Source organism: Martinezella sp. CNPSo 3957 (genome assembly GCF_057784395.1).
Window position 1 is genome coordinate 12,104 of sequence record NZ_JBXSOU010000019.1, and the last position, 11,907, is coordinate 24,010.

12 protein-coding genes are annotated in these 11,907 nt (G+C 59.3%); 3 read left to right on the forward strand and 9 right to left on the reverse strand.

From position 1 onward, the window contains the following. Positions 1-35: 35 nt before the first annotated feature. The 4 genes from AC13QE_RS28785 to AC13QE_RS28800 all read right to left on the reverse strand — a co-directional run bounded on the left by AC13QE_RS28785 (position 36) and on the right by AC13QE_RS28800 (position 4,041). Positions 36-1,121, reverse strand: coding sequence for a lactonase family protein (locus AC13QE_RS28785; RefSeq protein WP_488486284.1), 1,086 nt, complete (start codon positions 1,119-1,121; stop codon positions 36-38). A gap of 205 nt (positions 1,122-1,326) precedes the next feature. After that, the gene (locus AC13QE_RS28790) at positions 1,327-2,043 is read right to left on the reverse strand and encodes a FadR/GntR family transcriptional regulator (protein WP_488486285.1); all 717 of its coding nucleotides are present in this window, start codon (positions 2,041-2,043) and stop codon (positions 1,327-1,329) included. Positions 2,044-2,162: 119 nt separating this feature from the next. Further along, positions 2,163-2,747, reverse strand: a complete 585-nt coding sequence (locus AC13QE_RS28795) for an NADPH-dependent FMN reductase (RefSeq protein WP_488486286.1) — start codon at positions 2,745-2,747, stop codon at positions 2,163-2,165. A gap of 319 nt (positions 2,748-3,066) precedes the next feature. Then, entirely contained in the window at positions 3,067-4,041 is a 975-nt protein-coding gene (locus tag AC13QE_RS28800) for an AraC family transcriptional regulator (protein WP_165915286.1), read from the reverse strand. Between the two features lie 382 nt (positions 4,042-4,423). On the opposite strand from AC13QE_RS28800, the gene AC13QE_RS28805 reads away from it, so the two are divergent. From AC13QE_RS28805 to AC13QE_RS28815, 3 genes are read left to right on the forward strand one after another with little or no spacing between them, the layout of a single operon-like run. Then, positions 4,424-5,920: a sugar ABC transporter ATP-binding protein gene (locus AC13QE_RS28805; RefSeq protein ID WP_488486287.1), complete on the forward strand. Its 1,497-nt coding sequence runs from the start codon at positions 4,424-4,426 to the stop codon at positions 5,918-5,920. Between the two features lie 16 nt (positions 5,921-5,936). Continuing rightward, the gene (locus AC13QE_RS28810) at positions 5,937-7,007 is read left to right on the forward strand and encodes an ABC transporter permease (protein WP_488486288.1); all 1,071 of its coding nucleotides are present in this window, start codon (positions 5,937-5,939) and stop codon (positions 7,005-7,007) included. A 40-nt stretch (positions 7,008-7,047) separates the two neighbouring features. Next, on the forward strand, positions 7,048-8,142 hold the full coding sequence (locus tag AC13QE_RS28815) for an ABC transporter substrate-binding protein (protein ID WP_488486289.1): 1,095 nt from the start codon (positions 7,048-7,050) through the stop codon (positions 8,140-8,142). A gap of 64 nt (positions 8,143-8,206) precedes the next feature. Here the strand turns inward: AC13QE_RS28815 and AC13QE_RS28820 are convergent, their stop codons facing one another. The 5 genes from AC13QE_RS28820 to AC13QE_RS28840 form a co-directional block, all read right to left on the reverse strand. Beyond that, positions 8,207-9,220, reverse strand: coding sequence for a LacI family DNA-binding transcriptional regulator (locus tag AC13QE_RS28820; protein WP_488486290.1), 1,014 nt, complete (start codon positions 9,218-9,220; stop codon positions 8,207-8,209). Positions 9,221-9,354: 134 nt separating this feature from the next. Further along, the gene (locus AC13QE_RS28825; protein WP_004120191.1) at positions 9,355-9,687 is read right to left on the reverse strand and encodes a hypothetical protein; all 333 of its coding nucleotides are present in this window, start codon (positions 9,685-9,687) and stop codon (positions 9,355-9,357) included. Continuing rightward, the gene (locus AC13QE_RS28830; protein WP_488486291.1) at positions 9,684-10,571 is read right to left on the reverse strand and encodes an NAD(P)-dependent oxidoreductase; all 888 of its coding nucleotides are present in this window, start codon (positions 10,569-10,571) and stop codon (positions 9,684-9,686) included. Before AC13QE_RS28830 ends, AC13QE_RS28825 begins: the two co-directional genes overlap by 4 nt. Continuing rightward, on the reverse strand, positions 10,568-11,110 hold the full coding sequence (locus tag AC13QE_RS28835) for a gluconokinase (RefSeq protein ID WP_488486292.1): 543 nt from the start codon (positions 11,108-11,110) through the stop codon (positions 10,568-10,570). The genes AC13QE_RS28830 and AC13QE_RS28835 overlap by 4 nt, the downstream gene beginning before the upstream one ends. Then, complete coding sequence (locus AC13QE_RS28840) at positions 11,079-11,837, reverse strand: SDR family oxidoreductase (RefSeq protein ID WP_488486293.1); 759 nt, start codon at positions 11,835-11,837, stop codon at positions 11,079-11,081. Before AC13QE_RS28840 ends, AC13QE_RS28835 begins: the two co-directional genes overlap by 32 nt. Between the last annotated feature and the right edge of the window lie 70 nt (positions 11,838-11,907).

Below are 11,907 nucleotides of genomic sequence, written 5' to 3' on the forward strand. Positions count from 1 at the left end.
TTCGCACGGGGCAGCTCGCCGCACGCGGATGCGTCTCAAGGAAATGTCACCATCTCGATCCAGTTCGCACCTGCATTGACCGGATATCGCCCCACCAATGCGAGACCGCCATCGGATTGGTCGATGGCGTAGACGGACAGCCGGTCGGACTTTTCACCGGATGCGACGAGGAACCGGCCTGACGGGTCGATGCGGATGCCGCGCGGCTGCTGCTCGGTCGGATAATTCGTGACGTAAGCCAGCCTTCCGTTATCCGCATCGACTTTCAACAGCGCAATCCGGCTGGTGGTCCTTTCCGTCGTATAAAGAAATTTGCCGTCCGGTGTGATGCCGATATCTGCGGCCCAGATTTTCGGCTCGCCGTTGTCTGGTGAAACTGCAGCCGGTGCCAGGCCTGACGACAGGCCCGCATCCTTGGGAACGGAAGCGACGCTCTCGACCTCTCTCAATGTGCCCTTATCGGCATCGAGCGCATAATGGATGACATGGCCGGTCAGCTCCGTCAGAACGTAGACGGCCTTATTATCCGGCGACACGACGATATGCCGCGGGCCAAAGCCGGCGCCGGTCATGACCTCAGGAGGATCGTTCGGCGTCAGTATCCCGGTCTCCGGGTGTAGGATGAATTGCTGCACGGCATCGGAGCCGAGATTGGTGACAAAGACATATTTGCCTGTCCGATCAGTGACGATCGAATGGGCGTTGCGGCCGGTTGCGATCACCTGTTGGGCTCGCGCGGTGACGAGCCCATTTTTATCGATGAGCAGCACGGCGATCTTGTTGCCGCCATACGAGGCAGCCAATAGAAGCCCGCCAGTCGGGTCGAGGGCAACATAGGCCATGCTGTCGGGCAACGCTGCGGCCGCCTCCTGCCTTAATCTGCCGCTTTCGGGGTCGATCGCCAGCGTCAGCACCCGGTAAGGCTGCGCACGGATAACGGCGTAAAGATGCCGCCTGTCGGGGCTGACAGCCATCGGCATGACCATCGCGCCGACATTCATGCTGGATATCGCCGTGAGCGCACCTGTCGTCCCATCCATTCGATAGGCATCGATCGTTCCGGCAATTGCCGCAGAGACATAGACGAACGTGGGATGCACACTGGAGGAAGGCTGAATCACGGATCACCTCGTCCGAGCATCAGGGCCGGTTCCATCGGCGCCGATGCGGATCATTTGGAAAATAGATACTGTTATCCATCGAATGCGCAAAAACCGGATGGTTGCCGTCACACCTCGACCCGGCTGGCCAAACAGACGGAACATCTCTTTCGAAGAATCGGCCGCTATCATATGACATAATATGATAGCGGCGCCCTGTCGAGCATCATTGCTCCTGCAGCTCGGCGAGACGGCGATAGCGACGCTGGCTCGCCATCATATGCGCCCGCATCGCTTGTCGCGCGCGTTCTGGATCTTGATCGGCGATCGCCGCTAAAATCTCCGCATGCTCTGCATGAACCTTCTGCAGATAGGCGCGGTCATTCGCCTCGGGCAATGTTGGAAACTGCCGGCGCGGAATGGTTCGCGTACCGAAATGCCGAAGCACGTCGACATAGAACCGGTTATTCGTGGCAGCCGCGATCGCCATATGAAACTCATAGTCCGCTTCGACGGTCGACAGCCCCTGCTCTATCAGCTGCGCCATCTTGCGGTTGGCCGCTGCAATCGCGGCCTCCTGTTCGGCCGTCCTGCGATAGGCGGCGATGGCTGCCGCCTCGCCTTCCGCTGCCATGCGGAATTCCAGCAGTTCCAGCGTTTCGGGGATGCTCTTGACCTCGACCGACGTCAGCAGCAGGCCAGATCGCGTGGGCGTGTCGGAAACGAATACGCCCTTGCCTTGAACCGGCGTGACGAGACCTGCCGCACGAAGATCTGCAATCGCCTCGCGCACGACGGTCCGGCTGACATCGAATGCAGCCTCAAGCTGCGGCTCGGTCGGAAGCTGGTCGCCGGCCCGAAGCTTGCCGCTCTCGATCTGCAAGCGCAATTCGTCGATGACCCTTTGTGCCAGCCTTTGCCGTGTCCGGGCATTTGTCGTCATTCCCAATCCCGACCCTTTTTGTTGGCCTTCAATCGCAGTCGTTTCTCACCGGCAGCAAGTCATCATATGAATAGTCTTAACATCAGGCGCGTCGAATGCAATTGGGCCAGGCAGGCCCATCAGATTTCCCAGTCAGAACTATATGCCCTGGATCTCAATCTCGACGACAATTCCAGCTGCACTTCGATCGTCTTCTGCAACCGTGTCGCAAGGGTGTCGGACGGGGTGGGACCATCTATCCAATCCCTCTCCGTGGCGTAAACGACATAGGGATTGATCACGCACTTGAAATCGAGCATCAGCGAGGTGGCCAGACTTCCATAGGCCATATAGCTGTGCGGAAGCCCACCGGAGCAGATGAAAGTGACGATCTGATCGAACCAGGCCGATTTTCGTCCGCCGGCGCCTGTCGCACCGGTAAGTTCGATCAGGCTCTTGGCAGCACTGCCCACCGACCAATTGTAAATGGGTACCGCAAGCAAGACACCATCCGCATCATGAATTGCACGATACAGCTGGTCGTATGAAGGATGTTCATAGCATTTCAAATTGTCGAAAGCGGGCAACTCCAGATGCTGAAGATCGATAAACTCGACTTCGCATCGCCTCTCTCGCAACAAGTTTTCAGCCTCGCGAGCCATGCGACGGCTCCTGCTTTTCGGATCAAGACTGCATGAAAAGATGGTGATCTTCAGAGGATCCATTGCCTATTCACTCCAGCATCATCGTTACGAGAAGAGGTTTTAAGTATGCGTCACGACGGCGAGACGGCCACCCTCACCAAAACCCTACCGGCTAGGCAGTCTATGAATATGATCCTGAAAATGGCAATGCGGCGCCCGTCGTTGCGCTAACGCGGGCAGAGAGCCTCAGATGTCCTTGGGGCGCCGTGAACGGGCTACTTCCCTTTTGACCAACCTGTGCAAAGTTGTCCGCATGACAGGAACAGCAGCATCGTAGCGGAAGTTGGCGAATAGATCTGAGGTCTGGCAAGGTATTGATCACGCGGGCGAAGCTGCCGCCCTACCGAGCTTGCCTGACAGTCTCGGAGGGCATTTCTCCGAAGGATTGATAATATAGCGCTGCGAACCGCCCCATATGGGAAAATCCCCAATCGCGCGCGATGTCGGCCACCACCCGGGAACGGTTCGATTCCATCAAGGCTTTGCGCGCGCCTTGCAGGCGTATCTCGCGCAGATAGCCGAGGGGCGTCATGTTCTTGAACTGCTGAAATGCGGTCTGTAAGGACCGCACGCTTGTTCCGCTCTCGCGCGCAATATCGGCGATCTTGATGTCCGCACTTGCATTTACGTGCATATATTCCATTGCGCGCTTCATCTGCCTCGGGATTGCCGGCGATGCCGGCCCTTGCAACTGCAGCGTATAATTGTGTGGCACAGTCTCAAGCAGAGCAATCATCATTGCCTGTAAAAGGCATTCGCTGAATGAAGCGGAGGATCTTTGTTGGCCGGTCGCTGTGAGGTCCTGCCAGATCAAGTTTCCAAGCGCGGCAATCTGCATCCCTCGCCCCGATGTCAAATCGACCGGGCCGGCGAACTCCAGATCAGAGCGCACCGGTGCGTCAAGCAGCGTGCTGAGCTGCCGTATCATGGCCGCCTTTTCGAATGCGATGCCCATATGGCTCCGCTGCTCGAAAAACGTGAGCCGGCTGAAAGAAGACATATCGGCCACAAGTCCCCTGCCCGGCTCCGATTCCAATTGCCGCCCAGCGGCGTCGACAAGCATCTTGCCGGCGGTCGGCAGATAAAGGCCGTAGGCTTCGGGGCCACCGGGCAGCATAACGCTCATGCCAGAATGACATTTGCCGCGCCAGACGCTGCAGGAGCCGATCGTATAGTGGCGGTCTTCCACCGAAATCGCACCGCGGCGATGGAGAGGTTCGACAATCGCGGGAAACAGGGTTCTCGCGTAATGCGCGGTCATCTCCTCGGCATCGGCTTTCTCGATTTGGGACACCGAGCACGTTGCGTAAGTCAAATGTTCCCCTCATTGCGCTGCCTCTGCAGATTACCTTTTTAGCTTTCGGTCATCTGCCTTGAAAATACATCCTCGCTTACGCCCCCGGAGAAAGTAACGCCATAAAACTAAAAATCAATGCCTCATCGAATAAGTATGATAATTACAACCATGCGGATGCATCGCAGCGCGAGTATATATTTTCTTTCTGCTTATATCATTTCATAATATGATCGGACGCGTTGAGATATATTTCATATTTAAAGAATACCTCTCGTTAATACGTTAACTTTTCAGCCGGGGCCGCACATGATGCCTGAATATACCGGCAAGCATCCGAGCCTCTTGACGGAATGTTATCGATAACATAGCCTCCTCCTATCTAAGCTTTGGGAGGAGCAGGATGGACGACGAAAAGCTGCTCGCATTTTCCGACATCACCAAGGAATTTGGCGGAACACGAGCCCTGTCGAACGTGTCGCTCGACTTGCAGCGCGGCGAAATCCTCGCGCTTCTCGGGGAAAACGGCGCGGGTAAATCAACCCTCATCAAGACATTGGCTGGCATCTACAAGCCGGATGGCGGGCAGATCCTGTTTCGCGGCAAACCCTATCATCACCGCCCGCCACAACCCAATCAACGCCAGCCGGTCGCCTTCATCCATCAAGATCTCGGACTGATCGAATGGATGACGGTGGGCGAGAATGTCGGGCTTGCGCAGGGCTATTCCCTGCGCGGTAAATTGATAGACTGGCGCGCCACGGAGCGGCGTACCGCCGAGGCTCTGAAGCTCGTCGGCTGCGATTTCGATCCGTCGACCCGCGTACAGGAGCTGACCCGCACCGAGAAGTCGCTGGTCGCAATCGCTCGGGCGCTCGCCGTCGAAGCCGACGTGCTGGTGCTTGACGAACCTACGGCCAGCCTGCCCGCCGACGAGGTCGAGAAACTCTTTGCCGCCATCCGCCCGCTGAAAGAGCGCGGCGTGGCTATGATCTATGTGTCTCATCGCCTCGACGAGATCTTCCGTATCGCCGACCGCGTTGCCGTCTTGCGTGATGGTCAGCTGGTCGGCCAGAAGCCAGTCTCCGAGACGACACCGGATGAACTCATCCGCATGATCGTCGGGCGCAAGGCGGACCAGCTTTTCGTCAAGGCAGAAAGAAGCGCTGGCCCCGCCATCGTTTCCGTAAAGGAGCTTTCCTGCCGCGGCGCGGGACCCGTATCCTTCGATATCCGACAGGGCGAATTGCTTGGTCTCGTCGGCTTGCGCGGCGCCGGCCAGGAACTGATCGGACGCGCCCTCTTCGGCTGCGAGCCGTCGCAGGGCAGCGTTCGCTTGAACGGGGCAATACCCGATCTTTCCAGCACTGTCACCGCGATGGCTTCGGGTATCGGGCTGATCGCCCGGGATCGGACCGAAGAGTCCGTCGCCATGTCGCTCAGCCTGCGCGAAAACACCTTTCTCAATCCAGGCGCTTCGGGACGAAGCCTGTTTTCGTTCCTGTCTCCGCGCCGGGAGGCGGAAATCGCCCATTCACTCGGCAGTCGTGTCGGCCTCCGGCCCAACGATCAGAGCCTCGCCATCGAGGCGCTATCCGGCGGCAATCAGCAGAAGGTCGTCGTGGGACGATGGCTGGCGACGGGGCGCAAATTGCTGATCGCCGAAGATCCGACCGCCGGTGTCGATGTCGGCGCCAAGGCTGACATTTATCGCCTGATCGCTGAGGCGGTCGAGGCCGGCCTTGCCGTGCTGGTCGTCTCCACGGATTTCGAGGAAATCGCTCACATCTGCCATCGTGCCCTGGTGTTTTCGCGCGGGAGGATCGTGCGCGAACTCAGCGGTGCCGACCTCACAACACCGGCGGTCATCGCCGCCGCATCAGCATCCGAAGCGGCCTGAACCGGAGGAGAACACCATGCAATCGATCGAATCCAACGCGCTCGAGCCGACCCGCGCCGAGCTTTCGGCCATGAGCTTCGGCCAGAAGATCCAGCGCCTGCTGCCCGTCTATGGCCTCGTCATCCTGACCGCGCTGCTGATCCTGCTTTTCTCCATTCTGCTGCCACAGACCTTCCCGACGATGCTCAACCTGCGTTCGATCGTTTCCGACAAGACGATCATCGCCATCCTGTCGCTGGCTGCAATGATCCCGATGGCGGCAGGCCGCATCGATCTGACGATCGGCTATGGCATCGTTCTCTGGCATGTGCTGGCGATCAGCCTTCAGACCATGTTCGGACTGCCCTGGCCGGTCGCCGTGCTGGTTGTCATCGCGCTTGGTGCGCTGACCGGCTTTCTGAACGGCCTGCTGGTGGAGATCGCCAAAATCGACAGCTTCATCGCAACGCTCGGCACCGGCACGGTCCTCTACGCCATCGCGCTCTGGCATACAGGCGGACGGCAGGTGGTGGGCATGCTGCCGCAAGGGTTTTATGCGCTTAATGGCACGATGGTCTTCGGCCTGCCGATTACCGGCATCTATGTTCTGGCACTTGCTTTCGTTATGTGGATCGTCCTCGAATATCTGCCGATCGGCCGCTACATCTATGCGATCGGCGCCAATCCGAAAGCAGCCGCGCTCAACGGTATTCCCGTCCGCCGCTTCGTCATCGGCGCCTTCGTCACCTCGGGAACGCTTGCCGCCATCGCCGGCGTGCTGCTCGCCTCCAAGCTGCGCATCGGCCAGGCAAGCGTCGGGCTTGAATATCTGCTGCCTGCATTGGTCGGCGCATTCCTGGGATCAACCACCATCAAGCCGGGCCGCGTCAACGTCTGGGGCACGATGATCGGCGTCATCATCCTCGCCGTCGGCATTGCCGGCATCCAGCAGTTCGGTGGCTCCTTCTATGTCGAGCCTCTGTTCAATGGTGTGACCCTGCTCGTTGCCATCGGCATTGCCGGTTACGCGCAGCGCCGCCGCAGCCATGCAGGGCGCATGGCACCGGCCCAGGCACCGCAACTTTCCGCCAAGCCGGCGGAGAAATGAAGATCATCTGAAGTTCGAATGTCCAAAGGGAGGAGAAGATATGAACCGTAGACAATTCCTGCAGGTCACGACAGCGGTCCTGATGCTATGTGCCGGGCAGGCCTATGCCGATCCGTTGGCGGATGCGAAGGCCGTCGTCGACAAATACGCAACCCCGGTCACTAAGTGGGATGGCCCGACGACAGGCCCGAAGGCGCAGGCCGGCAAGACAATCGTCGTACTCGCGGGTGATCTCAAGAATGGCGGCATTCTCGGCGTCAGCAACGGTGTCGAGGAAGCGGCAAAGGCGATCGGCTGGGAGGTGAAGGTTCTCGATGGCGCAGGCTCGATCGGCGGGCGCACGGCGGCCTTCGGCCAGGCGATAGCGCTACAGCCCGCCGGCATCATCATTGACGGCTTCGACGCCGTCGAACAGGCTCCGGCGCTGGAACAGGCGAAGGCCGCCAAGATCCCGTTGGTCGCCTGGCATGCCGGCCCGACCATCGGCCCGGACGACAAGAACGGTCTTTTTGCCAATGTCAGCACCGACGCCATGGAAGTCTCGAAAGCCGCTGCCGATTGGGCCTTCGTCGATGCAAAGGGCAAGCCGGGCGTCATCATCTTCACCGACTCCACCTATGCGATCGCCATCGCCAAGGCGGACAGGATGAAGCAGGAGATCGAACGATTGGGCGGCAAGGTGCTCGAATATGTCGATACCCCGATCGCCGAGACGTCGCAGCGCATGCCGCAGCTGACCACCTCGCTGCTGCAGAAATACGGTGACAGCTGGACGCATTCGCTTGCTATCAACGACCTCTATTTCGACTTCATGGGTCCTTCACTTGCGTCGGCCGGCAAGGGCGGCACCGATGCGCCGATCAATGTCGCCGCCGGCGACGGCTCGCAATCGGCCTATGAGCGCATCCGTGCCGGCCAGTTCCAGAAAGTCACAGTGGCCGAACCCCTCAATCTCCAGGGCTGGCAGCTGGTCGACGAGCTCAATCGCGCTTTTGCCGGCGAAAAATGGTCTGGGTACCTGTCGCCGCTGCATGTCGTGACGGCAGATAATATCCAATCCGATGGTGGTCCGAAGAATACCTTCGATCCAGATAACGGCTACAAGGACCAATACAAGAAAATCTGGGGCAAGTGATTCCAGTAACGGGATGTGGCCTAGCTTAAAGGCTGGGCCACTCCATTCGACAATAAGACTATGCTTAGCGGCTGCTATCGCGCGCAATCAGTTGTGGCAAGATCCTGACGTCGGGAACCGGCTGTGTGCCATCGAGAATATCCAGGATCAATTGTGCTGTCCGCTCGCCGATCTCACGCGCAAAGGCGTTGATGGTGGTCAAAGTCGGCACGCAGACCTCGCCGATCTCATAATTGCCAAAGCCACCGATCGAAAAGCGCTCGGGTACCGGAATCCCGAGCCGCCGACATTCGGTGAGTGCACCGTAGGCGGCAAGATCCGAGACGCAGACGACAGCTTCCGTATCGGGATAGAGTTTGATCAGCTTCGCCATGGCATTGGCGCCTTCCCGCATAGAAATCGGCGGCGATCCAGCCGCGATCAGCCTGGTGGCGTCGAGCCCATGCGCCTGCATGGCAGCGATGAAGCCAAGCCGGCGTTCGCTGCCGCGTGAATCTCGCTGGACATCACCACCGATGAAGGCGATGCGGCGACAGCCAAGCGCGACGAAATGATCGACCATATCGCGCATGACGGCTCTGTTGGAAAAGCCGACATAATGGCCGATCGGATCAGTCGGGATATCCCAGGTCTCGATCACCGGGATCGCAACGGTCTGCAGAAGTTTACGCGCTCGCTCCGTGTGGGTGCCGCCGGTCACGACGATCGCCTGCGGCTTGCGGCGAAGCAGCTGCTCGATCAGCCGCTCCTCCTCTTCGACATCGTAGTTCGTGTAGCCAAGCAGGATCTGCATGTCCCGCTTGGACAAGGTGTCCGAGAGGCCGCCGACCGTATCTGCGAAGTTGGCGTTGTTGATGGACGGAATGGTGACGGCGACAAAACCGGACTTTTGCGAACGCAGGTTGGACGCCGTGCTGTCGAAGACATAGCCCAGCTCCTCCGCCGTTCGCAGGATCGCCTCGCGCGTCTCCGGGCTGACAAGACTGTCAGCCTTGAAAGCACGCGACACGGTCATGGGAGAAACTCCCATGACGCGGGCTATGTCTGCCATCGTTGGCGTTTTGCGATCGTTACTCATCAATGGCCTATGTTATCGTTACCATCAGAGTAGTATGTCTCTTCCCAAAATAGCAAGAGGCGCTTTCAGCTATCCCGCAAAGCGAGCAACCGCCAGGAGCGTGCCCGCGGCGGAAACGTCTTGCAGCAGCCAGATTAGAGCTGGAACTCATGCGCCAGCGTCACATGATGATGGATGCGTCCTTCGAAAAAGCGTGAGAGAACCGCTTCCGTCGCTGCACGCGCCTCGGTGCGCACCGGGCTCGCAAGAGCCTTCTCCACGGCGGCCATATCCGGATAGTTCACGGCCAAAATCATCGGGAACTCCGGGGCGCCTTCATCGCGTGCCTCGGCAAAGGTAACCCGCACGTCGAGGGCACCAGGAAACTGCTTCCACTTCGGCAGGATGGTTTCCATGACGGCCGTTCGAAACGCCTCTGCCTCTCCTTCCCTGACCTTACCTTCGAATAATGCATATCGGGTAATCATCCGGCGATCTCCTTGTTCGGCCCTTTGAAGAATTCCATCAGCGCCGCCTGATCCTCACCGCCAAGACCGGAAGCCGTCAGCATGCGGTGTATCTCGGCGCAGACCGCCGTCAGCGGCATGGCGGTATTGGTCCTGCGGGCCAGATCCTGAGCGCCGTTCAGATCCTTGACCATATTGTCGATCCGGCCGGTGCGCCGATAATCCCTGGCGACGTAGCGCGGCATGTATTCCTGCAGGATGGCGCTGTCGGCCCGCCCGCCCTTCAGCGCCTGCGGGATTTTCGCGGCATCGACACCGGCATCAAGCGCCAGTTGCGTCGCTTCCGCGACGGCGAGGAAATTCAACGCGCACAGAACCTGATTGATGAGCTTCGTGGTCTGGCCCGCGCCGACAGGCCCCATATGTGTGTAGTTCGATGCCACATGCTGCAAGACCTGATGCGCATCCACGACGTCCTGCTCGCTGCCACCGGCCATCAGCGTCAACTGCCCTATCAGGGCCTTCGGTGCTCCGCCGGACAGCGGGCTATCCACCCAGCGCAGCCCCTTTTTTGTCGCTTCCGTAGCAAGTGCCTTGGTGGCATCGGGATCGATCGACGACATATCGATGATCAGCGTGCCCGCTCTTGCACCCGCGGCAACGCCGTCGGGTCCGAAAACAGCGGCATGGACAATCTTCGGCGAATTGAGGCTGAGGACGACGAAATCGGAAACGGCAGCCGCTGCCGCTGCACTCGGGGCTGCCGTAGCGCCTTTTGCGGTCAGCACCGCAACCTTCTCCTTGTCGAGATCGAAAACCGTCAGCTGATTGCTGGTTTCCGCCAGGCGGGCGCCGATCGCTCCGCCCATAGCGCCGGCGCCGATCAGCGCCACCTTGTTGCTCATGATTGCGTCTCCTCCAATGCAATGATGATGGCCGCCACGACTTGATCCAGCGGCTGATCGATATCGACGGTAATCGCCTGCTCGTCTGATCCAGGCAGCTCGAGGGTTGCAAATTGACTGTCGAGCAATGCTGGCGGCATGAAATGATCCCGTCTTGCCCGCATCCGCTGAAGAATGGTCTGCCTCGTCCCGGCAAGGTGAATGAAGCAAACCGGCGCTCCGACAACCTCGCGAATCCGGTCGCGATAGATGCGTTTCAATGCAGAGCACCCAATCAACGCCGTATCCTGCGCCAAAGCCAGGTAGTGACCGACTTTGTCGAGCCAAGGCCAGCGATCGGCGTCGGTCAACGGTATGCCGGCACTCATCTTGGCGACATTTGCCGCAGGATGAAGATCATCACCATCGGCATAGATGCCTCCAAGGCGAGCGGCCAGCGCCGACCCGACTGACGACTTGCCGCAACCGCTGACGCCCATGATGACGAAGCGGCGCGGCAGAGCGCCATCAGAGCGAAGCCGTGATGCCGCCGTCGACATAGAGCACATGACCGTTGACGAAGGAGGAGGCGTCGGAAGCAAGGAAGATGCAGGCACCGACCAGCTCTTCGACACGGCCCCAGCGGCCGGCCGGCGTGCGCTTTTCCAACCATGCTGAGAAATCGGCATCGGCAACGAGGGCCGCATTCAATGGCGTATCGAAATAGCCCGGCGCAATGGCGTTGCATTGTAGCCCGTACTTCGCCCAATCCGTCGCCATGCCCTTCGTCAAATTGCCGACGGCACCCTTGGTCGCCGTGTATGGCGCGATCGATGGGCGTGCCAGCGCCGTCTGCACGCTGGCGATATTGATGATCTTTCCGGCTCCGCGCTTGATCATGTGACGGGCGACCGCCTGGCCGACATTGAAGACGCTCGATATATTCGTCCGCAGCAGCCGCTCGAAGGCATCGGCGGGAAAATCCTCGAGCGCTGTGCGAAACTGCATACCGGCATTGTTGACGAGAATGTCGATCGCGCCGATCTCCGCCTCGAAGGCATCGACGGCCTGACGCGTAGCCTCATGGTCAGTGGCGTCGAAGGCCAGCTGATACGCCTTGCTGTCGAAACTCTCAGCCGCCGTAGCGAGCTTTTCCTTGTCACGCCCATTGAGCACCAGCTCAGCGCCGGCGGCGGCCAACCCTTTCGCGAGCGCAAGCCCGATACCTTGGGAAGAACCCGTCACCAGGGCGCGCCGCCCTTTCAGATCAAAAAGACCAGCAGACATTGTTTCCTCCGTTTTTATCTCGACAATGGTCGTCTCCCCTGTTTATGTTATCGATAACATTTGATGTCAA